The sequence below is a fragment of the Saccharothrix sp. ST-888 genome (genome assembly GCF_000955975.1).
Classification (GTDB): domain Bacteria; phylum Actinomycetota; class Actinomycetes; order Streptomycetales; family Streptomycetaceae; genus Kitasatospora.
Genome location: NZ_JYJF01000076.1, coordinates 1 through 26,147 on the forward strand (window position 1 = coordinate 1; position 26,147 = coordinate 26,147).

Sequence of the window (26,147 nt, forward strand, 5' to 3'; positions counted from 1 at the left end):
GTCGGCGCGCCTATCGCCGCCGGCGGCCGACCGCCGTGCTCGCCGCCGCCGGTGGCCTACCGGCGGTGCTTGCCGCTGTTGGCGACCGCCGGGGCCGGGTAGGGGATCCGCAGCTTGCGGGCCAGCGGCGCCACCGCGCCTGCGGCACCGAGCGGCTTGGCCAGCACCAGGACCGAGACCAGGACCGCCAGCGAACCGGCCGCCAGGCCGGCGAAGTTGCCGACGATGCCCCGCCCGAGCGAGTCCGCGCACTGCCCGACGATCCAGTGGGCTGCCAGCGCACCGGGCGCGCAGGCGAGCGCCAGCGCCAGGTGCAGGGTGGTCACCCGGCCGCCGTCCAGGCCGCTGCGGACCCGGCCCCGCCGGCCGCCGCCGATCTCCAGCGTGGCGTCCGCGGGCAGCGCGGCCGCCGCCTCGGCGCGCAGCCGCTTGCCGAGCGCCCGGCCGGTGATGACCACACCGAACGTGGTGGCGACGGTCTGTGCGACGCCCATCCCGATGATGATCCAGCGCACCGGAAGCGAGTAGTACGCGATGGCGGAGAAGGCGACGTTGGTGCCCGCGATCGCCGTGGTCAGCCAGAACGGCGTCCGCGCGTCACTCATCGCGTAGAACCCGCGGGCCAGCGCGTACTGGGCGCAGAAGGCCGGCAGACCGATCGCGAACGCGATCAGCATCTCGGCCATGACCTGGACGTCGGCGGCCTTGATCTGGCTGCCGTGGCCGTAGGCGAGGCCGATGATCGGGTTGGCCATCGACAGGAAGATCGCCATGGCGGGGATGATCATCCCCGCCGAGCTGCGCAGGGTCTGGGCCAGCTCCCGGCCGACGTCCTCGAACCGGGCCGAGCTCACCGCGCGGGACATGGTCGGCAGGATCGCCGTGACCATCGAGACCGTGATGATGCCCTGCGGGACGACGAAGAGCAGGTACGCGTTGTTGTAGGGGGTGTAGCCCAGGCCCTCCTTCAGGCCCAGGTCATGAGCCTGCGAACCGGCGCCGGTGGCCATGTTGGTGATGGCGTTGAAGGAGAGCTGCGTCACCACGACCAGCATCAGCGCCCACCCGGCCGCCCGCAGCGGGGTGGTGAGTCCGGCGCCCTTCCAGTCGAAGCGCGGCCGGAAGCGGAATCCCGAGGCGCGCAACGAGGGCAGCAGGGAGAGCGCCTGCAGCAGGATGCCGAGCGCGGTGCCCGCTCCCAGCAGCATGGTGGCGCCGCTGCTCATCTGGTCGGCGGACTCCGCGTGCTTGCAGATCGCGATGTAGAGGCCGAAGACGCCGATCACCACGACGTTGTTCATCACCGGCGCCCACATCATCGCGCCGAAGCGGTCGCGGGCGTTGAGCACCTGGCCGAGCAGACCGAAGACGCCGTAGAACAGGATGGCCGGCAGGCAGTACCGCGCCAGCGCGATGGTCAGCGCCCGCTGGACGTGCTGTTCGGGGGTGTAGTTGGTGTAGGAGTCCACGATCGTCGGCGCGAAGAGCCAGGCAGCGACGGTGATGACGACCAGCGCCACACCGCAGGCCGTCAGCAGACGGTTGGTGTAGGCGACGCCGCGGTCCTTGTGGGTCTGCGCGGCGCGGACCAGCTCGGGGACGAAGACCGAGTTGAGCACACCGCCGATCAGCATCATGTAGACCGTGGTCGGCAGCAGGGTCGCGACGGCGTAGCCGTCGGCGAGCTGTCCGACGCCCAGTGCGGCGGCGATCACACCGGCCCGGACGAAGCCGAGCGCGCGCGAGGTCAGCGACCCCAGGGCCATGATCAGCCCGTTGCGGGCGGCGGAGGACTCCTTGCCCGCCGAAGCCTCCTCGGCCTCCGCCGGCGGCTGCTCCAACGGCTGGCGCGGAGGCGGCAGCTGGGTGCCGAGGTGCATGGTCGGCTGCGAGCCGTGCTGCGGCGCCTGCTGCTGTGCCTGTGCGGGCGTGGGCGGCATGAACTGCTCGTCAGTGATCTGACGCAGCGGCATGGTGGGCGGGTCACCGTACGAGCCGGAGGGCTCGCCCGTCGTGTGCATGGTCATCGGACCCCCGTCACTCGGTGCCTGGGCAGTGCGCGGCTACGGGGCTTCCGCAACCGCTGTCCGGCGGTCCCGCGGTGTACGGAGCCGGTGCTGCCTCGTACGACCGGCCTGGTCCGCGCCGTCGTGCTTGGGTCCCCCGGGTTGGGCGCAGGTGCACCCAGCCGGAGAAGTCTGCCTCAACTCGGCACTCGATGGGGAGCGGTGTGCCGTGTGCCGGAGATCTCCCCGAAGCCCCGACCGGCTCGGATTCCGGTCCAATCGGGCGGAAGCATGCACCCAATGACCCGATTTGCGGTAATTTTCCCGGTGTTCGTGCAGAGCGCTTTGGTCGGCGCGGCACTCTACCGATCCCTCCCCCGGGCTCACCTCAACGAGATGTGACCTTTCTCACTGGCCGTCAGGGGCGGCGGCGGGTTCACTCTCCCGACGCGGCCCCATGCTGACTCCCGGGGCCAGGACGCGCTGCACCCTCGGTCTGGTCCGCCAGTTGACCCGGCGCACGTCGCGGCTCAGTGCCCCGGGCCGCCACAGCTCGGCCGCGACCGTCACCCCACCGACCACCAGGCCGGCTGTCAGCCACCCGGCCAGGACGTCGCTGGGCCAGTGCACCCCGAGGGCGATCCTGGTCCAGCCGATGGTCAGGACGGCGAGTGCGGCGGCGGTGCAGGCGGTGGCCCGCCCGGCCCGGTTGGCGCGCGGCCAGACCAGGATCACCAGGGCGGCGCCGGTGATCGCCGAGGACATCGCGTGCCCGGAGGGGAAGGCCGCACCCGACGCGTGCGAGACCGGGTCGGCGAAGTGCGGCCTGGCCCGGCCGACCAGTGCCTTCCCGCCCCAGTTGGCCAGCCAGCCGAGCAGGACCTGGGCCGCCGCCCAGCCGGCCAGCATCCGGGCGCCGATCGCCCAGAGCCAGACGGCCGTGGAGCCCAGGATGATGCGCGTGGTGACCGTGCCGCCGATGTCGGAGAGCATCTGCATGGACGCCGTCCAGGCGGTGTGGCGGCGGGCGTAGTCGTGCAGCGCGTCGACCCAGCCGTGGTCCAGCCGGGCGAGCGGACCCCAGCCGCCCTGCACCAGGGCCAGCAGTACGCCCAGGAGCGCAGCGCAGCCGAGGGCCAGAACCGCGGACTCGAGCAGTCGGCCGCGGCGGCGCCGGGCGGAGGCGGCGCTGGCGCCGTGGATGGGCAGGTGCATGGCTGACACTTTCCCAGGGCCGGCAGGGGAGTCCGCACCGCCCTGATAGCGATTTGGCATCTTTTGTGAGGGGAAGCTGCGGATGTCGGATCTCGTTCGTTGGGTTTGCGGACGGGACGATTTCGACACGGCCTGTCTCCCTTCGATCACACAATGTGCGCGATCATGGGTCAAATTCTGCAGGATACTGCATCGTGCGAGGAATCTGGCCGAGTTGGGAATGTTGTCCGATTTCTGTGCGTTGGATCGTTACGTGTGAGCCTCCATGGGGCCCGCATCTCTTTGTCCTCGGCTCGCCCCGGTGGGGGTGAAGACCAGGGAGACCGGCACCAGCAGCAAGGGAGCAAGCATGGCCACTCGTGCCGTCGTCCGTGGCAGCGCCGACCGGACTCGCTCGGCCCGCCCGAACAACCTTGAGGCCGATCGCGACCTTGTCGGTATGTACCTCGACGAGATCGCCCGGACGCCTCTGCTCGATGCCGCTGAGGAGGTCGAACTCTCGCTGCGCATCGAGGCGGGTGTCTACGCCCAGCACCTGCTGGACGAGGACTCCATTCCGAAGGGTGCCCAGCGCGAGGAGCTGGAGGCGATAGCCAACGACGCCGAGCGCGCCAAGGACGTCTTCATCCGTTCGAACCTCCGTCTGGTGGTCGCGGTCGCCCGGCGGTACCCGCGCAGCGGCCTCCCTCTGCTCGACCTGATCCAGGAGGGCAATGCCGGCCTGGTTCGAGCGGTCGAGAAGTTCGACTACGCGAAGGGGTTCAAGTTCTCCACCTACGCGACCTGGTGGATCCGCCAGGCGATCACCCGCTCGATCGCCGACCAGTCGCGCACCATCCGGCTGCCCGTCCACCTGGTCGAGGAGCTGGGCCGGATCCGCCGGGTGCAGCGCGAGAAGGCCAAGGAACTGGGCCGGGAGCCCGAGCCCGCCGAGATCGCCGCCGAACTCGACACCACCGAGGACCGGATCAAGGACGTGCTCGACTGGGCCCGTGACCCGGTGAGTCTCAACATGTCCGTGGACGACGAGGGCGAGACCCAGTTCGGTGACCTGGTCGAGGACACCGGGGCGGTCTCTCCGGAGGATGCCGTGATGGTCATGCTCCGCCGTGAGGAGCTGGACGACCTGATCGGCCGGCTCGACGACCGGACGGCCTCCATCATCCGCTCCCGGTACGGAATGGAGGACGGCCGTGAGCGGACGCTGACGGAGGTGGGCAAGCAGCACGGGCTCACCCGTGAGCGGATACGCCAGATCGAGAAGCACGCGCTCGCGGAGCTGAAGAAGATCGCCGACCACGCGGGCTTCGAGGCCGCCTGACAGCCGCGCCCCGACCGTCCGGAGCCGTGGGGACCTTGGTCCGGTCGACGGCCGTGCCACGGTCCGGCGCCGTCCGGCGCCCGACGGGCAGGGGCCCCGCCGCTCCGGGGCCGCCTACGCTGGCTGGAGGATGCAGTTGACAAGGAACGGAGCAGAGATGCCCGAGCAGGACGAGCCGACCCGGCCGAAGGCGAAGCTGGTCTTCAGCGACCCGCTGGAGCAGCAGACCGGGGACGACACGGATCGGGGCTGGGGCGAGCGCCCGCAGACGGGGGAGAGCAGCGGGCGCGGCCTGGACTGGTACCTGAGCCAGCGGCCCCCGCACCACGGCGACTAGACGTAGACGGGCCCAGGTGGGCCGGCGGGACAACGAGCGGCAGCGTGGCGGTGGACAGGCCAGCAGCCGGCCTCGGTGGCGCCGACCTCTGACAACGAGAACGACGGAATTGCCGCGAAACAGGAATTCCTCCGGCCCTTTATGTCGCGCTGAGCATCGGCAGCGCCTTCCGGCGGTAGCCTCGGTGAATTCCAGATCTGCCGGGTCGGCGAACTCCGGTGAACCCCGGTGAATCCCGATGGAGCCCGGCGAATTCCGATGAATTCCCGCGCGCTCATCCGTTCGGCGGTGCCGTCCCGGTGCAGCGCGGGGTGGCGACCGGCGCGGCCGCTGCCGAGGCGGTCGAGGGAGCGGCGGGCGCGGGCGGGCCGGGGCGCAGCGGCCCGGCGGTGAATGCGGTGGCGGCGGCCAGCAGGCCCGTCACCAGGACGCCGGGCCGGTGCCGGACGGCCTGCTGGAGCCGGTGTCGCCCACCACCCCCGCGCCGGATCGGCGGGAAGGCGGGGACGGTGCGCCGGGGCGGCACGGCCGAGGGGGCGGTGCGGGCGGCGGCGGGGTGCGAGTGCAGCGAGTGGTGTTCCAGGGACGTCGTCATGCGCATCAGGGTGCGCGACCAGCCTCCGCCGGGGAATCCCCCCGCGAATTCCTGTGGATAACCCGGCCCTGTGGATAACTCCGTTCACCCGCAGGGGTGGCGTGGTCATACGAAAGGCCCGGGTTCGTCTCCGAATCCGGGCCTTTCGAACGGGCCGCAGCGGCGGCCCGGGGTGCTTCTGTGTCAGCTCGCGGTGCTGGTGCTGGTGCTCGCCGCCGGAGCCGCAGCGGCGGCCGGGGCCGGCGCCGAGGAGGTCGAGGACGAGGACGTCGAGGTCGAGGACGACGTCGAGGAGTTCACCGAGCTGCTCGACGAGGAGCGGCTGTCGGTGCGGTAGAAGCCCGAACCCTTGAAGACCACGCCCACGGCCGAGAAGACCTTGCGGAGCTTCCCCTGGCAGTCGGGGCACGTGGTCAGCGCCTCGTCGGTGAACTTCTGCACCGCCTCCAGGCCGTTGCCGCACTCGGTGCACTGGTACTGGTACGTGGGCACTTGTTCTTCCTCCTGCACTTCCCCCTGGCACTCGCGCCTGATGAGTGCTAACGACGGTCAATGATGCGGCATTCCGCTGGATCAGTCCAGCGCCACCGGGTGTGAGATACCCCGTCCGGCGCGCCGAGCAGAGGTGTCTCAGCCCTTGGACGCACCGGCCAGCTGCACCTGGGTCCCGCCGTGCGCCACGGTGCGGCTGGGCCCGCCGGGAGCGTCCAGCAGCCGCCGCAGCGAGGCCAGCGCGATCAGGCCGAGCCCGGCTCCGAAGACCGGCACCACGAAGCCGGCCCAGGCGCCGTGCCGGTCCACCAGGAGTCCGGCCACGATGGAACCCGCGGCCAGGCCGAGCCCGATGGCCCCGGTCAGCCAGGTGAACGCCTCGGTCTTGGCGCCGTCCGAGACCAGCGTCTCGACCAGCGTGTAGCCGCTGATCAGGGTCGGCGCGATGGCCAGACCGCAGAACAGTCCGGCGATCGCCAGCGTGGTCAGGTTGGGCATCGCCCAGAGCGTCGAGCAGCCCAGCACCAGCAGCGTGTAGCTGCCGAGCATCCGCTGCTTGACCGAGCGGCGCCAGGAGATCATGCCGTACAGCACGCCGGCCAGCATGCTGCCGCCCGCGAAGATCCCGTACACCACGCCGGTGAGGCCGGACTGGCCCTCGGCGGTGGCGTAGGCGGTCACCGAGACGGTCATGGCGCCGAAGACGGAGCCGACGCCCAGGAAGGACCCCGCCAGCAGCCGGACGCCGGGCGAGGAGAGCGCCGAGACCTGCTTGGCGCCGGGCACCCGGGGGTGCAGAGCGGGCGCGGTACCGCGCTGCGCGGCGAACGCGAGACCGCCGACCACGGTCAACGCGGCCTCGGTGATCAGGGCGACGGACGGTGAGACGAAGGCGGAGATACCGGAGGCCAGCACCGGGCCGATCGCGAACGTGAACTCGTCGGTCACGGACTCGAAGGCGAACGCGGTGTTCAGCTTCCGCGGCGAGTCGGAGAACTTGGCGACCCAGCGGGCCCGGACCATCGCGCCGATCTGCGGCACGCTGGCACCGGCGGTACCGGCCGCCAGGTAGAGCGTCCAGACCGGCGCGTGGTTGAGCGCCAGCGCGATCAGCGCGGCCACCGCGGCCGCGTGCACCGCGATGGTGGGGACCAGCACGGCGGCCTGGCCGGACCGGTCGGAGAGCCGGCCGGTCTGCGGACCGACCAGCGCCTGGGTCGCCGCGGCGAACGCCACGACCAGGCCGGCCGTGCCGTACGAGTGGTACTCGGCCTGGATGAGCAGCACGATGGCCGCGCTGAGCATCGCGTAGGGAAGTCGAGCCGCGAAGGCGGGGACCAGGAAGGTCCAGGCTCCAGGGGTGCGGAGCAGCGTGCCGTAGCCGACGCGGGTAGGAGTGGGCTCTGCGACCGTTCGGCGGGCCGTCACGGTCGGTCCTTCCTGCTGCCTGGTAGCGCGGCCGAGGTATGGGGTTTCCCCCGGCAGCGCCGAGAGTCGTCCTCTCGTGCGTTGACCGGGGTTGATACCGGGGTCCAGGGGTGGCCGATGGTGCTGGAAGCGGGCCGACCTGAGATGGGACCACGGCCGCCGAGCGGTCGCGCCAACTCTGCATCAGACAGATGTTGCGGGTTTTCGGTGATGAAAACAGGTATGTCGGTCCATAGTACGCACTGCGGACCCGGTCCGTGCGGGTCACACAGGGTGAACGGCACGGAAAAGGTGTGAATCTAGCGCCCGTGCAGCCATCCGGCAAGCTTTCCGCCTCGATCGACCGCCCGCAGCCTGCGCTCCGCAGCCTCGCTGACTTCCTCGGTGGTGACCACGAGCAGTTCGTCGCCGGCCCGCAGCACGGTGGCCTTGTCGGGGACGAAGCTGCTGTCGTCGCGGACCACCAGGGTGACGGCGGCCCCGGCGGGCAGCCGCAGCTCGCCCACCTCGACGCCGGACATCCGGGACGTCCCGGAGAGCGCGACCGACAGCAGGCGGCCGTGCAGGTGCTCCAGTGGTGCGGACTCGATGCCCAGGTCCTGGCCCATCGCGCCCTCGGAGATCCGCAGTTTGCGGGCGACCAGCGGCAGGGTCGGGCCCTGGAGCAGGGTGAAGACGACGACCAGGATGAAGACGATGTTGAAGACCTCCTGCGCCTGCGGCACCTCGGCCACCAGCGGGATGGTCGCCAGCACGATGGGCACCGCTCCGCGCAGCCCGGCCCAGCTCAGCAGGGCCTGCTCGCGCCAGGGCAGCCGGAACGGCGTGAGGGCGGCGAGGACCGAGGCGGGTCTGGCGACGAAGACCAGCACCGCTCCGATCACCAGTGCCGGGACGATCGCCGAGCGCATGGTGTCGGGGTTGCAGAGCAGGCCGAGCACCACGAACATGCCGATCTGCCCGATCCAGGCCAGTCCGTCCGCGAAGCCCCGGACGGCGGGGCCGTGCGGAAGCTTGGCGTTCCCGAGGATCACCGAGGCGATGTAGACCGCCAGGAAGCCGGAGCCGTGCAGCAGCGAGCCGCCCGCGTACGCCAGTACGGCCAGCGACATCACGGCGATCGGGTAGAGGCCGGAGGAGGGCAGCGCGACGTGCTTGATCCCGTACGCGCCGATCCTGCCTATGGCGAATCCCACAGCGGCACCGATGGCCAGCTCGGCGATGATCGTGCCGACCAGGACGTACCAGGAGTCCAGCGGTCCGGTGGTGGCGAAGGCGACCACCAGGATGACCACGGGGGCGTCGTTGAAGCCGGACTCGGCCTCCAGCAGTCCGGTCAGCCGGGTGGGCAGCGGCACCATCCGCAGCACCGAGAAGACCGCCGCGGCATCGGTGGAGGAGACGATCGCGCCGAGCAGCAGGGAGACCCGCCAGTCGAATCCGACCAGCCAGTGGGCGCCCGCGGCGGTGACGAAGACGCTGACCGCCACACCCAGGGTGGCCAGCACCGAGGCGGCCGGCATGACCGGTTTTATGGTCGTCCAGCTGGTCTTCAGACCGCCCTCGGCGAGGATCACCACCAGGGCCGCGTAGCCGAGGACCTGGGTGAGTTCGGCATTGTTGAAGGTGACTCCGAGGCCGTTCTGGCCCAGTGCGACGCCGATCCCCAGGTAGATCAGAAGGCTGGGCAGCCCTGATCGGGTCGAGATTCGCACGGCCACCACCGCGAACAGAAGGATCACGGAGAACTCGAGCAGGAGGCGGTTCAGGTGGTCGACAGTCACGCAGTGGCACCTCGGCACGTCGTAGGGGCGGTCGGGGCAGGTGGGTGGTCGGAGCTGATGGCTCGTTCGACGACTTGTTACTCAGTCTAACATTTTACCTGCTCTTTGATCGTCGGTGTCCGCCCGGCGAGACCGGTAGGGTCCACCTCAGCCCACCGTGGACGTCCCCCGTGCATGTCCGCCAGTTGAGTCGCCCTAATGTGGTGACCTGTCACGGCCGTCAACGCAACCCAGCCAAGGACCCAGATGCCCCGCTCGAAGAAGTTCCGGCGCGCCCGTCTGATCGTGCTCGTGCTGGTCGTGTTGCTCGTGGCCGCCGTCGGAGGCGGCGGCTACTGGGCGGTCAGCGCCGTCCGCGCCTCGTTCCCCGACGTGGACGGCAGCGTGACGGTGGCCGGCATGTCCGCGCCCGTGGACGTCAAGCGCGACGCCAACGGCATCCCGCAGCTGTACGCCGACACCCCCGAGGACCTGTTCCGCGCCCAGGGCTACGTCCAGGCCCAGGACCGGTTCTGGGAGATGGACGTCCGACGCCACATCACCTCGGGCCGGCTCTCCGAGATGTTCGGCTCCGGCCAGGTCGAGGCCGACACCTTCCTGCGCACCATGGGCTGGCGCCAGGTCGCGCAGCAGGAGTACGACACCCAGCTGTCCGCCGACACCAAGAAGTACCTGAAGGCCTACTCGGACGGGGTCAACGCCTGGCTCGACCAGCACCCCGGCGGTCAGAGCGCCTCGCTGGAGTACACCCTGCTCGGCACGGTGAACAGCAGCTACAAGCCCGAGGCGTGGGACCCGGTCGACTCGGTGGCCTGGCTCAAGGCGATGGCCTGGAACCTCTCCGGCAACATGCAGGAGGAGATCGACCGCTCGCTGCTCTCCCAGGACTTCGCGCCGGAGCAGATCGCCCAGCTCTACCCGGCCTACCCGTACGACCGCAACGGCACCATCGTGAAGACCGGCACGGTCGGCACGGACGGCACCTACAAGCCGGCCGACGGCTCCGCCGCCCCGACGAGTGCCGCCCAGGGCCGGGCCACCACCAGCGCGCTGTTCACCAACATCTCCGACAAGATGGCCGCGCTGCCGCAGCTGCTCGGCCCGCAGGGCCAGGGCATCGGCTCCAACTCCTGGGTGGTCAGCGGTGACCACACCACCACCGGCAAGCCGCTGCTGGCCAACGACCCGCACCTCGGCCCCGGCCTGCCCTCGGTCTGGTACCAGATGGGCCTGCACTGCCGGACCGTCAGCGCCACCTGCGCCTTCGACACCTCGGGCTTCACCTTCGCCGGGATGCCCGGCGTGGTGATCGGCCACAACCAGAAGGTCTCCTGGGGCTTCACCAACCTCGGCGCCGATGTCACCGACCTCTACCTGGAGAAGGTCACCGGCCCCGACACCTACCTGGTCGACGGCCAGAACGTGAAGTTCCAGACCCGCAAGGAGACCATCAAGGTCGCCGGCGGCGCCGACCGGACCATCACCGTCCGCAGCACCGACCGCGGCCCGCTGATCTCGGACCAGAGCTCCGAGCAGCAGACCGTCGGCAAGTACGCCCCCGCGGGCAACGCGGCCCCCGACCGGGCCCAGGGCTACGGCGTGGCACTCCAGTGGACCGCCCTCACCCCGGGCAAGACCATGGACGCCGTCTTCAAGCTCGACCGCGCGGCCAACTGGACCGACTTCCGGTCCGCCGCCGCCGACTTCGCGGTCCCCGCCCAGAACCTGATCTACGCCGACACCAGCAACAACATCGGCTACCAGGCGCCGGGCATGATCCCGCAGCGCACCAAAGGCGACGGCAGCTACCCGGCCCCCGGCTGGGACTCCAGCTACGGCTGGAAGAAGGACTTCGTGCCCTTCAACTCGCTGCCGTACAGCTTCAACCCCAAGAACGGCTACATCGTCACCGCCAACCAGGCCGTGGTGGACGCCACGTACCCGTACCTGCTCACCAAGGACTGGGAGTACGGCACCCGGGCCAAGGAGATCACCGACCTGATCGACGGCAAGCTGAAGAACGGCGGCAAGATCTCGCCGGACGACATGCAGTCGATGCAGCTGGACAACACCAACGTGATGGCCCAGACGCTGGTCCCGCTGCTGCTCAAGGTCAACATCAACGACCCGTACGTCCGCGAGGCGCAGGACCTGCTCAAGGACTGGAACTACCACCAGGACGCGTACTCCGCCGCCGCCGCGTACTACAACGGCGTCTGGCGCCAGCTGCTCACCCTCGCGTTCGGCCAGAAGTTCCCGGCCGACCTCCGCGCCAAGGGCGACTGCCTGCTGGTCCGCCAGAAGAGCAACAACACGCTTCCCGACGACGCGATCGGCGGTGCCGCGCACCCGGTCACCGAGTGCGGCACCCGCGACGCCCACTTCGCCCAGCCCGACGGCGGCGACCGGTGGACCGAGGTGGTCCGGCAGCTGCTCGCCAACCCGAAGAGCACCTGGTGGGACTACATCGACTCCAACCACGTGCAGCAGCACGGCCTGAACAACCTGCTCGCCGAGGCCATGAAGGACGCCCGTCAGGACCTCACGGCGCAGATGGGCAAGGACATCTCCACCTGGAACTGGGGCCGGCTGCACTCCCTGACCCTCAAGGAGCAGACGCTCGGCACCGACGACTCCTCGATCGCCTCCGGGCTGGTCCACAAGCTGCTCAACCGCGGCCCGTACCAGCTCTCCGGCGGCAGCGCGGCGGTCAACGCCTCCGGGTGGAACGCGGCTGCGGGGTACCAGGTGGACTGGATCCCCTCGATGCGGATGGTCGTCGACCTGAGCGACTTCAACGCCTCCCGCTGGATCAACGTCGGCGGTGCCTCGGGCCACGCCTTCCACGCCAACTACAACGACCAGACCGCCCTGTGGGCCAAGGGCGAACTCCTCCCCTGGGCCTGGTCGGCGGACGCGGTGGAGAAGGCGACCAAGCACAAGCTGGTCCTCAGCGCCCAGTAGGGCGTCGGAGCGAGCGGACGACCGTCCAGGGGCGCGGGGAACTGCGCGGCCGTGCCTTCCACCGAGGGCCGCCCGCAGTTCCCCGCGCCCCTGAGTGCGTCGGTGCCCCGGGCGCGTCAGTGCTGCTTGAGGCGGTGGACGGCGGCCGGGGTGACCGCCACCTGCACCGGCAGGTCGTGCGGCTCGGCGGGGACGGCGTCGAGCAGTTCGGTGTCGTACAGCAGGGTGGCCAGCACCGGGCGGGCCCGAGCACGGGCCAGCCGGGCCAGGACCCGGTCGTACGAGCCGCCGCCGCGGCCGAGCCGCAGACCCTGCCGGTCCACCGCGAGCCCAGGCAGCAGCACCAGCGCGGCGGTGCAGACCTCCTCGGGGCCGAGCCGCGGTCCGGTCGGCTCCAGCAGCCCGCGCCCGGCGGGGGCGAGCTGCTCGGGGCCCTGGTACTCGGCCCAGTCCAGGTCGTTGTCGGGGAGCAGCACCGGCAGCAGCACCCGAACCCCCCGCTCCCGCAGGGCTTCCAGCAGCGGCCGGGTGCCGGGCTCCGCCCCGACCGAGACGTACGCGGCGACGGTCTGCCCCGCTCCGGCCAGTTCCACGGCGCGTTCGGACAGTGCGGCGGCGGCGGTTTCACGCCATTCGGGCGACAGCGCACGCCGGTCCGCGAGCAACCGTGACCTCAGCTCGGCCTTCTCGTTGTGCAATGGATCCTCCTGGGTTCCGCTCCCGCCGACGCCACGGGTCTGTCCCGTGCCGCCCGGCGTTCAGAGCCTGACATGCGGAAGGCGATGGATGTCCACCCAGCTGCTGGCCGCCGCCCTGGCCGGGCTGAGCGCCACCGGGCTGGCCACGGCCGTGCTGTCCGGTCTGCGGCTGCGCCGGTCCACGGCGGCCGCCGCCGAGCGGGAGTCGGCTCTGGGGCAGCGGATCGCCGAGCTGGAGGCCGAGTGCGACGTGCTCCGCCGGACCGCCTCCTGCGACCCGCAGACCGGTGTCTGGAACTACCGCCACCTCCAACTCACCCTGGACCGGGAGGTGGAGCGCTCCCGCCGGGCCGAGCCGGGCGAGCGCCCGCGCCGGCTGGCGCTGCTGATGATGGAGATCACGGGTTTCGAGGCGGTGGTGGCCGAGCACGGGCGGCGCCGGGCCAACGCCGTGCTGCGGGACCTGGCGCAGCGGCTGAGCGTGGAGATCCGCCGTTCGGACACCCTCGGCCGGTACGGCGGTGAGGAGTTCCTGGTCGTCCTGCCGGACACCGGGGCGGACGGCGCGGCGCACGTCGCCGAGCGGCTGTGCTGGTCGGTGCGCAGACACCGGCTGCTGGACTGGTCGCCCGCAGGCCCGGAGCCGCGCCGACCGGTCGGCGGCAACGGTCTGACCGCCGCGATCGGTGTCGCGGTGCTGCCCGCCGACGGGGCGCACGCCGCCGTGCTGCTGCGCGCCGCGGACCGGGCGCTGGCCCGCGCCCGCGCCGACGGCGGCGACTGCTGGCGTACGGCCGACCCCACCGATCACGGTGACCGCACCGACCACACCAACCCCACAGGCAGCGAGAGCCCCGTCAGTCACACAAGGCCCGTGGAGCCCGCGCATCCGACGAGCCACGTACACCACTCGCACCCAACTGTCCTCATCGGCAACAGCGATGGTATCGAACCGACCCCCATAACCGCCGTATCCCAGGATGGAGCGGAAGTTCGGAACATTAGGCCCAAAAGCATGGAAAACACCGGTAATCTGGCGCCCTGCACCGGAGAGGCGGCTCCTCTCGCCTCCGTCGGTGCTGCCCACACCACTGCCGCTGTGGCCGCCGCTCACGATGGGATCTGAAGGCGAACCTGGGTTTCACGATTGGTTAACCCAGATCTCAGCTCAGCGGAACCATGCCTTAGTAAGGTCGACGCCATGACGAAGATGCACCCCCGAATGCCCGTCACCAAGGCGGTTGTTCCTGCCGCAGGGTTGGGGACCCGCTTCCTGCCGGCCACCAAGGCGACGCCGAAGGAGATGCTGCCGGTCGTCGACAAGCCGGCCATCCAGTACGTCGTCGAAGAGGCCGCCGCCGCGGGGCTCTCCGACATACTGATGGTCACCGGGCGCAACAAGCGGGCGCTGGAGGACCACTTCGACCGGGCGTACGAGCTGGAGGAGCTGCTCGCACGCAAGGGTGACCGGGACAAGCTCAAGCGCGTCCAGGAGTCCGCCCGGCTCGCCAACATGCACTACGTCCGGCAGGGCGACCCCAAGGGCCTCGGCCACGCCGTCTCGGTCGCCGAACAGCACGTCGCGGGCCAGCCGTTCGCCGTCCTGCTCGGTGACGACCTGATCGATCCGCGCGACCCGCTGCTCTCCCGGATGATCCAGGTGCAGCAGGAGCTCGGCGGCTCGGTGGTCGCGCTGATGGAGGTCGACCCCTCGCAGATCCACCTCTACGGCTGTGCCGCCGTGAAGCCCAACGGCTTCGGCGACGACGTCTTCCGGGTCACCGACCTGGTGGAGAAGCCGGAGACCGCTGACGCGCCGTCGAACTACGCGGTGATCGGCCGCTACATCCTCGACCCGACGATCTTCGACGTGCTGCGCGAGACCAGGCCCGGCCGGGGCGGCGAGATCCAGCTGACCGACGCGCTGCGCGAGCTGGCCCAGCGGGACGAGTCCACCGGCGGCCCGGTCCACGGTGTGATCTTCAAGGGCCGCCGTTATGACACGGGCGACCGCGCGGACTACCTTCGCGCTATCGTCCGACTTGCGTGTGAGCGCGAGGACCTGGGGTCGGAGTTCCGTTCCTGGCTCAGGGAGTTCGTGGCCACCGAGATGCAGGACTGAGCTGCGAAGAAGGCGAGCGTGAGGCGATGACCGGGACGAACGACCCCTGCTGCGGAGAGACTCCGGTCCCGGCCGCGCCGCGGATGTGGACGGTCGACGAGCACCTCGCCGACGTCCTCGGGGAGATCGCCCCGCTCCCGGCGATCGAACTCCAACTGCTCGACGCCCAGGGCTGCACCCTCGCCGAGGACGTCGTCGCCGCCACCGACCTGCCGCCCTTCGACAACAGCTCGATGGACGGCTACGCGCTGCGCACCGCCGACACCGCCGGCGCCACCGAGCAGTACCCCTCGGTGCTCACCGTGGTCGGCGACATCGCGGCCGGCGCGGGCGAACTGCCCAAGGTCGGCCCCGGGCAGGCCGCCCGGATCATGACCGGTGCCCCGATGCCGCCCGGCGCCGAAGCCGTCGCCCCGGTCGAGTGGACCGACGGCGGCACCGGCACCGGACAGGCCGCCGACAGCATGGGAGCCCCGGTCGAGAACGAGGAGGTACGCGTCCTGCGCCCGGTCGGCGAGGGCGCGTACATCCGCCGCCGCGGCAGCGACATCGCCACGGGCGACCACGTGCTCCCGGCCGGGACCGTGCTCGGCCCGACCCAGCTCGGCCTGTTGGCCGCCATCGGCCGGGGCATGGTCCGGGTCCGGCCCCGGCCGCGCGTGGTGGTGCTCTCCACCGGCAGCGAACTGGTCCAGCCCGGCGAGCCGGTGGGCCCCGGGCAGATCTCCGACTCCAACAGCTTCACCCTCACCGCCGCCGCCCGGGACGCGGGCGCCATCGCCTACCGGGTCGGCGGCGTCCCGGACGACGCGGCGACCCTGCGGGCCGTCCTGGAGGACCAGTTGGGCCGGGCCGATCTGATCGTCACCAGCGGTGGTGTCAGCGTCGGCGCGTACGACGTGGTCAAGGAGGCCCTCCAGTCGGTCGAGGGCGGTGCGGCCGCCGGTGTCGACTTCCGCCGGCTGCGGATGCAGCCGGGCAAGCCGCAGGGCTTCGGCCGGATCGGCGCGGGGGCGGGTGTGCCGCTGCTGGCGCTGCCCGGCAACCCGGTCAGCTCGTACATCTCCTTCGAGCTCTTCGTCCGCCCGGTCATCCGCACCATGCTCGGTGCCACCGACGTCCACCGCCCGGTCGTCCGGGCCGTCTGCCCGGCCGAACTGCGCTCCCCGGCAGGGCGGCGGCAGTTCCTGCGCGGCTGGTACGCGGACGGCGAGGTGCGCCCGGTCGGCGGCGAGGGCTCGCACCTGGTCGGTGCGCTCGCCAGGGCCAACTGCCTGATCACCGTTCCGGAGGAGACCACCTCGCTGGCCCCCGGCAGCACCGTGGATGTGGTCCTTCTCACGGACTGAGCAGGGCGGGGAGGTACGGTAGCGCGGTATTCGTACCCGCAGCACGGTGTTCGCGCCGCGCACCCTGGCCGTACCCATGGAGTTTCCCCGTGACCGCACCCTCCGGCGACCGTCTGACGCACGTCGATGACACCGGCGCCGCCCGCATGGTCGACGTCTCCGAGAAGGCGACCACCGTACGGACGGCCGTGGCCGCCGGACGGGTGCGGGTGGCCCCGCGCGTGATCGAACTGCTGCGCGGCGAGGGCGTCCCCAAGGGCGACGCCCTCGCCGTCGCGCGGATCGCCGGGATCATGGGTGCCAAGCGGACCCCCGACCTCGTCCCGCTCTGCCACCCGATCGCCATCTCCGGCGTCAAGGTCGACCTGACCGTCACCGACGAGGCCGTCGAGATCACCGCCACGGTGAAGACCGCCGACCGCACGGGCGTCGAGATGGAGGCCCTCACCGCGGTCGCCGTCGCCGGCCTCACCGTGATCGACATGGTCAAGGCGGTCGACAAGGGCGCTTCGATCGAGGACGTCCGGGTGCTCAGCAAGACCGGCGGCAAGAGCGGCGACTGGCACGCGCCGGAGGTCTCGCGATGAGGGCACTGGCTGTCACCGTCTCCAACCGCGCCTCGGCCGGGGTCTACCAGGACAAGGGCGGCCCGCTGCTGGTCGCCGGTCTGCGGCGGATGGGCTTCGAGGCGGACGGGCCGCGCGTGGTCCCGGACGGCGAACCGGTCGAGGCCGCCCTGCGCGAGGCCGTCGCCGCCGGGTACGACGTCGTGCTCACCACCGGCGGCACCGGGATCTCGCCGATGGACCTCACCCCCGAGATGACCGCACGGGTGATCGACCGCCAGATCCCCGGCATCGCCGAGTCGATCCGGGCGTACGGGCGCGAGAAGGTGCCCACCTCGGCGCTCTCCCGGGGCCTGGCCGGCCTGGCCGGACGCACCCTGATCGTCAACCTGCCCGGCTCCACCGGAGGCGTCAAGGACGGGCTGGCCGTCCTGGGACCGCTGCTCGCCCACGCGGTGGACCAGCTCGGCGGAGGCGACCATCCCCGGCCCGCCGCAGGCGAGGGAGACGGGAACTGAACGGCGGCTGGCAGGTCGAGCTCCACGAGGGGGACGTCACGCTGCGCCCGATCCGGGCCCGTGACCAGCGGGCCTGGCAGGAGGTCAGCCGACGGAACCGGGACTGGCTGCGCCGCTGGGAGGCCACCGTGCCGCCCGCGCAGCCCGGCCGGGCCTCCGGACCGCGTCCGACGTACCGGCAGATGGTCCGCTACCTGCGCGGCGAGGCGGCGGCCGGGCGGATCCTGCCCTTCGTGGTGCTGTACCGCGGCGAGCTGGTCGGCCAGCTCACGGTCGGCGGGATCACCTGGGGCTCGATGTGCTCGGCCAATGTCGGCTACTGGGTCGACGAGGCGGTGGCCGGCCGGGGGATCATGCCGACCGCTGTCGCGCTTTCCGTGGACTATTGCTTCGCGGTTCTCGGCCTGCACCGGATCGAGGTCTGCATCCGGCCGGAGAACGGGCCGAGTCGCCGGGTGGTGGAAAAGCTCGGCTTCCGCTCGGAGGGAATGCGTCCACGATATCTCCACATCGACGGGGACTGGCGGGACCACCTGGTCTATGCGCTGACCGCCGAGGAGGTTCCAGAGGGCATGCTGGCCCGCTGGCGTGCAGTCACCGTCCGAGGTCAGTACGGTAATTGAATATATGTTCGATAACATGATATCGATATGGCATCGCCACCCCCGCGAGTGGTCACAAATACCGGCAAAATAGTCGGAGAATCAGCTTGATCACACGACACGCCGTGCCAAATTGCTGCCGGGCCTTCCCCGACCCCCGTACCGTGTGAAAGGTGAGCAGTAGCGGCCTTATCTACGCGGTCATCGTAGGGGCCTGGGCTGCCTATCTGGTGCCGATGTGGCTCCGCAGGCAGGACGAGCTCAACGAGGCTCGTCCGACGGAACGCTTCAGTACCGCGATCCGCTTGCTGGCCGGCCGTTCGGCCCTGGAGCGGCGGGTGGCCCGGTCCCTCGGTGACGATGACGACAGTCCGGCTTCGGAGCCGGGTCCCGACACGGGCACGGCCCCCTCGGATCCGGCTTCGGCGTCCGACGGAGCCGGAGAGCGGGCCGAGTCCGCCGACCGGGGCGACGCGGACGCGGCTCCCCAGGGCCCACCGCACCGGGCCGCGCAGGGGCGTCCCGCCGAGCGGCGGGCCCGGCTGCTGGCGCGGCGCCGGCGGATGGTCACCACACTCTTCCTCGCCTTCGCGGCGGGCGCGGTGATCGCCGCAGTGGCGGGCGTGGCCTTCCTCTGGGTCCCGGGCATCCCGGCAGTCTTCCTCACCCTCTACATCGGCCACCTCAGGCGGCTGGAGCGCCAGCGGTACGAGGTCAAGCTGGACCGCGCCCGCGCCGCCCAGGCCGCCGAGCGCCTCCGCGAGCGGGAGCGGGCCCGTACGGGCGACCCCGAGGCCGTCCTGGACGACACCGCGCGGCCGGGCGAGCGGGCCACCGAGCGGGCGGCCGCGCCGTCCGCGGAGCGCTCGGCGGAGCACGCCGCCGACCCCGAGCGTCCGTACCTGCGCCTGGCCGCCGACCCGGGTGGCCGCCGCGAACCGGCGGAGAACTCGGCCGAGGCCGTGGCGGAGGCGACCGACCACGAGGAGTGGGTGGACGGCATGCGGGAGAACGGCGCCGCCGGTCCCGAGTCCTGGGAGCCGGTCCCGGTCCCGCTGCCGACCTACGTCACCGCCCCGGTTGCCCCCAGGGTCACCCGCGGGCTCGACCTCAACGCCCGCGACACCTGGGACTCCGGCCGCACCGCCGAACCCCGCAGGACGCCCCTCTTCGACCAGTACGCGGAGGCCGCCCCGCCGCCCCTGCCCGACGAGGACTACCTGGCCCGCCCCCGAGCCGCCAACGAATGAGCCACCCCGCCCCGCCGCCGGTCAGCGCCCTGCGGCGGGGCACTCGGCTGTCAGGGGGGTGGTCACGAGCCCCCTCCAAAAGGTGCTAGAGTTCTTTCTCGTTGGGGCTGTGGCGCAGTCCGGTAGCGCACCTCGTTCGCATCGAGGGGGTCAGGGGTTCGAATCCCCTCAGCTCCACCACCAACAGAGTCCCGCCCGATCGAAAGATCGGGCGGGACTCTTGCGTTGTGCGGGCCGGTTCGGGGCGCCGTGTGAAATCGGAGGCCCTTCGCGGGTGCGGTTCGTGGCTCGGTGGCGCGTGACGCTTGCCGGGCCGCCGTTGTGGGCGAACGGCGGCCGGGGGCTGGGGAACTGCGCGTCAGGTGGCCGGTGTGGGGAGCCCGTTGGCGGTGGGTGGAACGGGTGTAGGCATCGCGAGGTCCCGACCGTCGGAGCCGGCCGTTAGGGTGCGGCGCATGCGATCGCTGATCAACACCATCCGCGAGCAGGTGGACGCTGCCGATTTCCTGGCCGAGCCGGGCGACTTCGAGCTGGACCGAGGCGACCACGTCGAGGAGGTGCACCTCGCGTCGGGCGCGGCATTGGAGGGCTTTGCGGGAGACGGTGGCGGGGGTACCTACTTCTTCTGCGGTGAGGGTGGCGAGGAACGCCCGGTTCTGTACGCGGACTCTTGCCCACCTCCGTGGCCACCTCACGCAGGCGGGTCAGCACGTCCGTCTCACTGGGGAGGTCGAGGCCGAGAGCGATGGCCGCGCGGTCCCGCCGTACTGCCAGATCAGGCATGTCCTCCAGGTATTCGGCAGCCAGCTCGCTGCTCTCCTGGACGGTGAATGCCCGGCAGTCGCGCCACCACGGCACGACCAACAGGAGCCGCAGGAGCTCTGGCAGGCCGATCGCGACCAGAGCCGCGCCGCCTTCGGTCTCCGGCAGACTGGAGCCGACCGGCATCCGGACCAGGGGGACCGATCACGACGCACCACGCCCGGACGGCCTCGAAGCGGCCGAGGAGCTCGCCCGCCGGGGCATGCGGCTCGCCCACGCGGGCGACCTCCAGGGCGCCCTGCCGCTGCTGCGCGCCGCCGTGGAGCGGGCCCAGGGCCTCCCGGCGGGCGACTCGCCGATGGAACTCCGGCTCGCTGTCTTCCGCAACGACCTCGGACTGGTCCTGGCCTGGCTCGGTCGGCCCGCCGAGGCGCTCGCCCCCGTGGCCGAGGCCATCGCCACCTACCGCCGGCAACTCGCCGTCGCTGCCCGGCCGGGCACCGATCCCGGCACCGTCCGCCTGCTGCTGGCGAACTCGCTCGACAGCCTGGCCACCCGGCTGGCCTCGCTCGGCCGCCACCGCGACGCCGTCCGGGCCGCCGAGGATCCGTCGCGCACTACCGGACCTGGGCCGCCCGGCGGGAGGACGCCCAACTGCTGGAACTGGCCCGGGCCTTGAACAACCTCAGCATCCGCTACGCCGACACCGACCGGCATGGGGACGCACTCACCGCCAGCCGCGAGGCCGTCGCCCTGTTCCGCGGAACGCCTCCGGTCGACCCGGACCACCTCTCCGGCCTCACGCACGCCACCAGCAACCTCACCCTCCGTCTCGCCCGGCTCGACCACCGCTCCGAGGTCCCGGCGCTTGCCGACGAGACGCTGCGGCTGGTCGCCCGGCTCTCCGCGCCGCATCCGAGGAGTCGACTCGCCGGTCTCGCCGACTCGTTGACCTGGCTGGCGTGGTACCTGCGCAAGGAGGGTCACCTGCTCCGTGCCCGTTCCGTCGCCCGCGCCGCCCGGTCCCTCCGCCGCCGCCTGGCGGCGTGACGGCCCGACACCGGGTCGGGATCACCGATACACAGCCCGGGGACAGGCGGACGCAGGGAGTGGCGGCCTACCCCGAATCGGCCACTACCGGACTGCGACTTCACGCCCCCGGGGGGTGGAAGGCGAGGATGTGCGGCGGTTGATCCGGATCACGGACGGGGCTCGAAGGGGCGGCCCTGAAGACCCGGGTGGGCTTCAGGGCCGGATGTCCGGCTGTCGGGGTCAGTTCAGGCGGGCCAGGTAGCCGTTGTCGACCAGCCACAGGACGTTCAGGCGGGTCGGGGCGCTGGGGACGAGGGTGCCGTCGAGCTGGTACTGGAGGCCGTAGCCGGGCTGGCCGAACCACGGGGCGATCGGGCCGGCGTGGACGGTGAACGGCTTGAGGACGCGGTAGTCGCGGTAGTTGCAGCCGGCGGCGGGGCTGCCGTCGAGGCTCTGCGGCGGGATGGAGCGGGCGGCGTAGGGGATGCCCTCGGGGGCGAGGAAACTGCCGTACTCGCTGCCGTAGCGGTCGATGTCCTGACCGGGGAAGAGGCGGACGGTGAACTCGACCGGGGTGCCGTCGGGGCGGACCACGTAGCCGTCGGACGGCGGGTACGCCCAGCCCGGGGAGCCGGAGTTGGCGGTGGGGCTGTAGTAGGCGGCGAGGAACTTCTCCTCGGTCAGGCCGCCGGTGCGCCGGTAGCCGATCAGCTCGCGGCCGACCGCGCCCCTCCTGGGCAGGTCCTGCGGGCCGAGGCGGGGGTCGCCGCCGTGGAAGTCGGCGGAGCACTCGTTCGCGGCGCCGGCGGCGGCCGTGGCGGCCGAGGCCGGTACGGCGGGGGCGAGGAGTGCGGCGGCGGCGATGATCGGTGCGAGGAACAGGCGAAGGCGCACGTGGTCTCCGTGAGAGGAGGGCGAGGCGGCCCGGAGGTAAGAGCTGTCACCCTCCGTGCCCGGGTCGTCGCATAGGCAATCCGATCGGATGACTGTCCGTCAATTGATCGATCGCAGAAACCGAAGCGGAGGACCGGATTTCGGCCAACCGCCCGCACCCTGCGCTCGGAGGGTGGTGGAGAGCGCGGCGGGCCCGGAGCCGTTGCTGAGGCTCCGGGCCCGCCGAGGGGACAGTCCGGGTCAGTGCTGCGGACCGTGGTGCTGGGTGGGCCGTCGGCCGTGCGGGTGGCGGGTCAGGGTGTAGCCCGCCACACCGGCCAGGGCGGCCAGGGCGCCGCCGCCGAGGGTCCAGAACCACCGGGTGTTCCAGCCGGAGAACAGGTCCGAGTACCAGTGCGTCTTTTGCGCGACCGGTGCGGCGGCCCGCGTGGCGGCCGGGCCGCCGTCCGTCGCGGTGGCGGTCGGCGCGGCGGACGCGCCGGGGGCGGCCGACCCCGCGTTGACCGGCGGTACCAGCGGAGCCTTCAGCTCACCGCCCTCGGGCTGGGCGTCGTTCGGGCCGCCCTTGCTGGTGATGTGCAGCTTGACCTGGGCCGCCAGCCCGAGGTCCTGCTGGTCCACGTCACTGGTGGTGAGCCGGATGTAGTACGTCCCCGGCAGCGGGTCGCCCGACCAGGGCTCGGCCCAGGACCGGATCTGGCGCAGCGTGCACCCGACCGCGAGCGAGGGGGCGTTGGCGGCCGCCGTCGCGCTCTGCGGCCCGGCGGTGCAGGACTGGCGGCGGCGCAGCCCGTCGAAGAGCTCCACCGTCCAGGTCTGCGGGGCGTGCCGGTCCATGCTGGGCGGCAGGGTGACGGTCACCTGCACGGTGTCGGTCTGCCCCTCGGAGGCCGGGAAGGCCCAGTAGAGGTAGTCACCGGTGGACGCCGCCACCTCGGCCTCCTGCCCGGCCGCCAGCGTGGTCGCGGTCAGGAAGGAGGTGCCTGCGGTGGTCGCGGGGGCCTGGCTCTTGCCGGACGGGCTCGCCGGGGGCGCGGCCGATGCGGCCGGGGCCAGCGCGGGCAGCAGTCCGAGCGCGAGCAGCGCGCCCGCGGTGAGGCGGAGCGTTGCCGTGGTGAGTCTCGTACGCATCGTCAGTTCTCCCGCCAGACAGCGATTCGCCAGCGTGCCACCCAGCCGAACACCAGGCCGGTCAGCAGTCCGGCGCCGGTGAGCACCAGCAGCAGCACCCAGCCCCGGCCGAGCCCGGCGGCCGGGCCGTCGGGGGCTGGGGAGGCGGCGGCCACGTCCACGGTCAGCTCCAGCGGCAGCCCGGGGTCGGCGGCCGCCCCCGGCTGCGGGGCGAAGGAGTTGCTGATGATCAGGCAGACCGTCCTGCCCTCGGCCGTGGCAGCGCCGGAACCGGTCGCGGTGGCCGTCGGGGTGGCCGAGGTGCCGGAGGCGGACCAGCGCACGCCGGTCGAGGCGACGTCGGTACGGCCGCTGCCCGCGTCCGTGCCGCGGACCAGTTCCTGTCCCGCCTGGTCGGTGGCCTGCAGCAGCACGCCGTAGTCGCGGGCCACCGCCCGGTCCATCGCGACGCTGACCGAGGCGCGCAGTTCCTGGCCCGGCTTGACCGGCACCCGGTAGACGCGGTGCTCGGAGAACTTCTCCCGGTCGCTGTAGACGCCCGGGGTCAGCAGCGGTGCGGTCTCGCACTTGTCGGTGCCGGTGGTCTGGGCGGGCGTCACCTTGTAGGTGTCCCCGGCGCGGCCGACCAGCTGCTTGACCTTGCCGGTCAGCTGCTCCTGGGTGCGGACGTCGGTGTAGGTGCCGCCGGTCGCGTTGGCGATGCAGAGCAGCTGCTGGCGGGTCTTGTCGTCGTGGGCCAGACCCAGGGTGTCCACCACCAGGTGGGTGCCCTGGGCGGCGAGCTCGCGGGCCACGTCGCAGGGGTCCGGCGGGGCGCAGGTGTCCTCACCGTCGGTGATCAGCACCACCCGGCGGGTGGTCCGGCCGGTGCCGAGGTCCTTGGCGGCCTCGCGCAGCGCGAGTCCGATCGGGGTCCAGCCGGTGGGGCGCAGGGTGGCCACGGCGGTCTTCGCCTCGACCTTGTTGGTCTTGCCGATCGGGAAGAGCTGCTGGCTGTCCTTGCAGCCCATGGCCTGCTCGTTGCCGGGGTAGGTCGCGCCGAGCGTCCGGATGCCGAAGTCGGTCTCGGCCGGCAGTGCGTCGATCACCTCGTCGATGGACTGCTGGGCGACCGAGATCCGGCTCTTGCCCTGGATGTCGGCGGTCCGCATCGAGCCGCTGACGTCGAGGACCAGGTCGACCCTCGGTGCCTCGGAGCTGGTGGGGGTGGTCTCGTCGGCCTGCGCGGGCAGCCCGCTGAGCAGGGCGCCGGCGGATATCGCCAGCGCGGCCAGCAGGCCCAGCGGCCGCCTGACCGGCAATCGTCGTCTCATGGTCGTCACGGGCCGCATCCTATGGATCATCAGTTGCGAAAGACCAATGCCCTCCCGGTGCTTGAACTTCCCTGCCGGAGAAGGGCGGAGCGCCTCGGGGCGCCTGCGGTGAGGTCGCGTCAGGCGGAACCGGGCGCCCTGCAATATCGGACACACCGCTACCAACAGCCATAAATATGGCAAATCCTGGTTAGGGTCGGGGGAACCGGACCCGTGTGCCGGGACATGTCCGTCCGCGGGAGACGGTGTGAAGCCGGCCGGGTGGAAGGACACCTCCGTGAGCGAGCTGTTCGCGATCGCCCAGGCCGCACGGGCGGGGTCTGGCGCCTGAGCCGGACACGCAGCACCCTCGGGGGTGGACGGGAGAGTCGGCCCGTCCACCCCCGCCTGTACCGCCGAGCAGACAGGAGGGCCCGTGGCCTCACCCTCCGCCGTGGCCAGGGCCGGCGCCCCGGAGGGCCGCCCGGTCAAGAGCCGTCGCAACACCGAACTCGTCCTGGTGCTCGGTGCCGTGCTGATCGCCGTCTTCGGCTATGTCGAGGTCGGCGTCGACATCGACGGCAGGGTGCCGTCGGGCGCGGTCGGGTACGGGGTCGCGCTGGGGGTGCTCGCGCTGGCCGCGCACGGGGTGATCCGCTGGAAGGCCGGATACGCGGACCCGCTGCTGCTGCCGATCGCGGTCCTGCTCAACGGTGTCGGACTGGTCGTCATCTACCGCCTGGACCGGGCCACGCCGAAGAGCGAGGCGGCCCCCACCCAGCTGCTCTGGTCCACCCTCGGGGTGGCCCTGTTCATCGGCGTGGTGGTGGTGCTGCGCGACCACAGGATCCTCCAGCGGTACGCCTACATCGGCGCACTGGTGGCGCTGGTGCTGCTGATCCTGCCGATCTTCTTCCCGCCGGTGTACGGCTCGCGGATCTGGATCACCGTCGGCCCGCTCTCCTTCCAGCCGGGCGAGTTCGCCAAGATCCTGCTGGCGATCTTCTTCGCCGCGTACCTGGCGGTGCACCGGGACGCGCTGGCGCTGACCGGGCGCCGGGTCTGGAGGTTCCAGCTGCCGCGCGGGCGGGTGCTCGGCCCGGTGCTGCTGATCTGGGCCGCCTTCGTGGGCGTCCTGGTGCTGGAGACCGACCTCGGTACCTCGCTGCTCTTCTTCGGCCTCTTCGTGGTGATGCTGTACGTGGCGACCGCGCGCACCGGCTGGATCGCGATCGGGCTGGTGCTGGCCGCGATCGGGGCGGTCACCGTGGGCTGGCTCTCCCCGCACGTGCACAGCCGGGTGACGGACTGGCTGGACCCGCTGGCCTCCATCTCGGCCGGGCAGGGCGCCAACCAGATCGCCCAGTCGCTGTTCGCCTTCGCCTGGGGCGGCGTGCTGGGTACCGGTCTCGGCCTCGGGCACTCGATCCTGATCGGCTTCGCCGCCAAGTCCGACTTCATCCTGGCGACCATCGGGGAGGAGCTCGGCCTGGTCGGCCTGGTCACGCTGTTGCTGCTGTACGCGCTGCTGATCTCGCGCGGCTTCCGGACCGGGATCGCGCTCAGGGACCCGTTCGGGCGGCTGCTGGCGATCGGCCTGGCCGCCATCGTCGGTCTGCAGGTCTTCGTGGTGGCCGGCGGGGTGCTCGGGCTGATTCCACTGACCGGGATGACGCTGCCCTTCATCGCCCAGGGCGGCTCCTCGGTGGTGACCAACTGGATCATCGTCGCGCTGCTGGTCCGGATGAGCGACATCGCCCGCCGGCCGCTGCCGGAGGGGGAGTAGCCG

23 protein-coding genes and 1 tRNA gene are annotated in these 26,147 nt (G+C 71.6%); 14 read left to right on the forward strand and 10 right to left on the reverse strand.

Annotated elements, in window-relative coordinates; translation table 11 throughout:
* Positions 1–56 precede the first annotated feature (56 nt).
* Positions 57–2,027 (reverse strand): murein biosynthesis integral membrane protein MurJ, encoded by a 1,971-nt coding sequence (gene murJ, locus UK12_RS22285; RefSeq protein WP_197085076.1) that lies wholly within the window; start codon positions 2,025–2,027, stop codon positions 57–59.
* A 387-nt stretch (positions 2,028–2,414) separates the two neighbouring features.
* Positions 2,415–3,221: a phosphatase PAP2 family protein gene (locus UK12_RS22290; protein WP_052682067.1), complete on the reverse strand. Its 807-nt coding sequence runs from the start codon at positions 3,219–3,221 to the stop codon at positions 2,415–2,417.
* Positions 3,222–3,570: 349 nt separating this feature from the next.
* Here UK12_RS22290 and UK12_RS22295 point away from each other — a divergent pair, with 349 nt between their 5' ends.
* The gene (locus UK12_RS22295; protein ID WP_045304866.1) at positions 3,571–4,542 is read left to right on the forward strand and encodes a sigma-70 family RNA polymerase sigma factor; all 972 of its coding nucleotides are present in this window, start codon (positions 3,571–3,573) and stop codon (positions 4,540–4,542) included.
* A gap of 157 nt (positions 4,543–4,699) precedes the next feature.
* Positions 4,700–4,879, forward strand: coding sequence for a hypothetical protein (locus tag UK12_RS22300; protein WP_045304867.1), 180 nt, complete (start codon positions 4,700–4,702; stop codon positions 4,877–4,879).
* Positions 4,880–5,153: 274 nt separating this feature from the next.
* Here the strand turns inward: UK12_RS22300 and UK12_RS22305 are convergent, their stop codons facing one another.
* The 4 genes from UK12_RS22305 to UK12_RS22320 all read right to left on the reverse strand — a co-directional run bounded on the left by UK12_RS22305 (position 5,154) and on the right by UK12_RS22320 (position 9,178).
* Positions 5,154–5,474 carry a hypothetical protein gene (locus UK12_RS22305; RefSeq protein WP_045304868.1) on the reverse strand — a complete coding sequence of 107 codons (321 nt, stop codon included), beginning with the start codon at positions 5,472–5,474 and terminating at the stop codon, positions 5,154–5,156.
* A gap of 183 nt (positions 5,475–5,657) precedes the next feature.
* On the reverse strand, positions 5,658–5,966 hold the full coding sequence (locus UK12_RS22310; RefSeq protein WP_045304869.1) for an FmdB family zinc ribbon protein: 309 nt from the start codon (positions 5,964–5,966) through the stop codon (positions 5,658–5,660).
* A 138-nt stretch (positions 5,967–6,104) separates the two neighbouring features.
* The gene (locus UK12_RS22315) at positions 6,105–7,394 is read right to left on the reverse strand and encodes an MFS transporter (protein ID WP_045304870.1); all 1,290 of its coding nucleotides are present in this window, start codon (positions 7,392–7,394) and stop codon (positions 6,105–6,107) included.
* Positions 7,395–7,693: 299 nt separating this feature from the next.
* The gene (locus tag UK12_RS22320) at positions 7,694–9,178 is read right to left on the reverse strand and encodes a potassium/proton antiporter (protein ID WP_045304871.1); all 1,485 of its coding nucleotides are present in this window, start codon (positions 9,176–9,178) and stop codon (positions 7,694–7,696) included.
* A gap of 246 nt (positions 9,179–9,424) precedes the next feature.
* On the opposite strand from UK12_RS22320, the gene UK12_RS22325 reads away from it, so the two are divergent.
* Entirely contained in the window at positions 9,425–12,142 is a 2,718-nt protein-coding gene (locus UK12_RS22325) for a penicillin acylase family protein (protein WP_045304872.1), read from the forward strand.
* Between the two features lie 116 nt (positions 12,143–12,258).
* On the opposite strand, the gene UK12_RS22330 is transcribed toward UK12_RS22325, so the two are convergent.
* A complete protein-coding gene (locus tag UK12_RS22330) occupies positions 12,259–12,840 on the reverse strand; it encodes a 5-formyltetrahydrofolate cyclo-ligase (RefSeq protein ID WP_045304873.1) in 582 nt (193 codons plus the stop codon).
* An 88-nt stretch (positions 12,841–12,928) separates the two neighbouring features.
* On the opposite strand from UK12_RS22330, the gene UK12_RS22335 reads away from it, so the two are divergent.
* The 10 genes from UK12_RS22335 (at position 12,929) to UK12_RS22380 (ending at position 21,059) form a co-directional block, all read left to right on the forward strand.
* Positions 12,929–13,966, forward strand: coding sequence for a GGDEF domain-containing protein (locus UK12_RS22335; RefSeq protein WP_052682068.1), 1,038 nt, complete (start codon positions 12,929–12,931; stop codon positions 13,964–13,966).
* A gap of 75 nt (positions 13,967–14,041) precedes the next feature.
* Positions 14,042–14,962: a UTP--glucose-1-phosphate uridylyltransferase GalU gene (gene galU / locus UK12_RS22340; RefSeq protein ID WP_045304874.1), complete on the forward strand. Its 921-nt coding sequence runs from the start codon at positions 14,042–14,044 to the stop codon at positions 14,960–14,962.
* A 26-nt stretch (positions 14,963–14,988) separates the two neighbouring features.
* The gene (gene glp / locus UK12_RS22345; RefSeq protein ID WP_045304875.1) at positions 14,989–16,311 is read left to right on the forward strand and encodes a molybdotransferase-like divisome protein Glp; all 1,323 of its coding nucleotides are present in this window, start codon (positions 14,989–14,991) and stop codon (positions 16,309–16,311) included.
* An 89-nt stretch (positions 16,312–16,400) separates the two neighbouring features.
* On the forward strand, positions 16,401–16,898 hold the full coding sequence (gene moaC / locus UK12_RS22350; protein WP_269432038.1) for a cyclic pyranopterin monophosphate synthase MoaC: 498 nt from the start codon (positions 16,401–16,403) through the stop codon (positions 16,896–16,898).
* A complete protein-coding gene (locus tag UK12_RS22355) occupies positions 16,895–17,395 on the forward strand; it encodes a MogA/MoaB family molybdenum cofactor biosynthesis protein (protein WP_045304876.1) in 501 nt (166 codons plus the stop codon). The genes moaC and UK12_RS22355 overlap by 4 nt, the downstream gene beginning before the upstream one ends.
* Positions 17,396–17,436: 41 nt before the next feature.
* Complete coding sequence (locus tag UK12_RS22360) at positions 17,437–18,018, forward strand: GNAT family N-acetyltransferase (protein ID WP_269432039.1); 582 nt, start codon at positions 17,437–17,439, stop codon at positions 18,016–18,018.
* A gap of 152 nt (positions 18,019–18,170) precedes the next feature.
* On the forward strand, positions 18,171–19,247 hold the full coding sequence (gene sepX / locus UK12_RS22365) for a divisome protein SepX/GlpR (protein ID WP_045304878.1): 1,077 nt from the start codon (positions 18,171–18,173) through the stop codon (positions 19,245–19,247).
* Between the two features lie 103 nt (positions 19,248–19,350).
* Positions 19,351–19,427, forward strand: a tRNA-Ala gene (locus UK12_RS22370).
* A 601-nt stretch (positions 19,428–20,028) separates the two neighbouring features.
* A complete protein-coding gene (locus tag UK12_RS41535) occupies positions 20,029–20,688 on the forward strand; it encodes a tetratricopeptide repeat protein (RefSeq protein ID WP_197085077.1) in 660 nt (219 codons plus the stop codon).
* Positions 20,685–21,059, forward strand: a complete 375-nt coding sequence (locus UK12_RS22380) for a hypothetical protein (RefSeq protein WP_045304880.1) — start codon at positions 20,685–20,687, stop codon at positions 21,057–21,059. Before UK12_RS41535 ends, UK12_RS22380 begins: the two co-directional genes overlap by 4 nt.
* Before the next feature lie 222 nt (positions 21,060–21,281).
* On the opposite strand, the gene UK12_RS22385 is transcribed toward UK12_RS22380, so the two are convergent.
* The 3 genes from UK12_RS22385 to UK12_RS22395 form a co-directional block, all read right to left on the reverse strand.
* Positions 21,282–21,935 (reverse strand): TNT domain-containing protein, encoded by a 654-nt coding sequence (locus UK12_RS22385; RefSeq protein ID WP_045304881.1) that lies wholly within the window; start codon positions 21,933–21,935, stop codon positions 21,282–21,284.
* A 240-nt stretch (positions 21,936–22,175) separates the two neighbouring features.
* Positions 22,176–23,066 carry a hypothetical protein gene (locus UK12_RS22390; protein ID WP_045304882.1) on the reverse strand — a complete coding sequence of 297 codons (891 nt, stop codon included), beginning with the start codon at positions 23,064–23,066 and terminating at the stop codon, positions 22,176–22,178.
* Positions 23,067–23,068: 2 nt separating this feature from the next.
* Complete coding sequence (locus UK12_RS22395) at positions 23,069–24,379, reverse strand: VWA domain-containing protein (RefSeq protein ID WP_045304891.1); 1,311 nt, start codon at positions 24,377–24,379, stop codon at positions 23,069–23,071.
* Positions 24,380–24,794: 415 nt separating this feature from the next.
* Here UK12_RS22395 and UK12_RS22400 point away from each other — a divergent pair, with 415 nt between their 5' ends.
* Positions 24,795–26,144 carry an FtsW/RodA/SpoVE family cell cycle protein gene (locus UK12_RS22400; protein WP_082119837.1) on the forward strand — a complete coding sequence of 450 codons (1,350 nt, stop codon included), beginning with the start codon at positions 24,795–24,797 and terminating at the stop codon, positions 26,142–26,144.
* The last annotated feature ends 3 nt before the right edge of the window (positions 26,145–26,147 follow it).

Coding starts and splice junctions, on each gene's coding strand:
- murJ (WP_197085076.1), bottom strand. CDS start 2,027: ATGACCATGCACACGACGGGCGAGCCCTCCGGCTCGTACGGTGACCCG.
- UK12_RS22290 (WP_052682067.1), bottom strand. CDS start 3,221: ATGCACCTGCCCATCCACGGCGCCAGCGCCGCCTCCGCCCGGCGCCGC.
- UK12_RS22295 (WP_045304866.1), top strand. CDS start 3,571: ATGGCCACTCGTGCCGTCGTCCGTGGCAGCGCCGACCGGACTCGCTCG.
- UK12_RS22300 (WP_045304867.1), top strand. CDS start 4,700: ATGCCCGAGCAGGACGAGCCGACCCGGCCGAAGGCGAAGCTGGTCTTC.
- UK12_RS22305 (WP_045304868.1), bottom strand. CDS start 5,474: ATGACGACGTCCCTGGAACACCACTCGCTGCACTCGCACCCCGCCGCC.
- UK12_RS22325 (WP_045304872.1), top strand. CDS start 9,425: ATGCCCCGCTCGAAGAAGTTCCGGCGCGCCCGTCTGATCGTGCTCGTG.
- UK12_RS22335 (WP_052682068.1), top strand. CDS start 12,929: ATGTCCACCCAGCTGCTGGCCGCCGCCCTGGCCGGGCTGAGCGCCACC.
- galU (WP_045304874.1), top strand. CDS start 14,042: ATGACGAAGATGCACCCCCGAATGCCCGTCACCAAGGCGGTTGTTCCT.
- glp (WP_045304875.1), top strand. CDS start 14,989: ATGACCGGGACGAACGACCCCTGCTGCGGAGAGACTCCGGTCCCGGCC.
- UK12_RS22355 (WP_045304876.1), top strand. CDS start 16,895: ATGAGGGCACTGGCTGTCACCGTCTCCAACCGCGCCTCGGCCGGGGTC.
- UK12_RS41535 (WP_197085077.1), top strand. CDS start 20,029: ATGTCCTCCAGGTATTCGGCAGCCAGCTCGCTGCTCTCCTGGACGGTG.
- UK12_RS22390 (WP_045304882.1), bottom strand. CDS start 23,066: ATGCGTACGAGACTCACCACGGCAACGCTCCGCCTCACCGCGGGCGCG.
- UK12_RS22395 (WP_045304891.1), bottom strand. CDS start 24,379: ATGAGACGACGATTGCCGGTCAGGCGGCCGCTGGGCCTGCTGGCCGCG.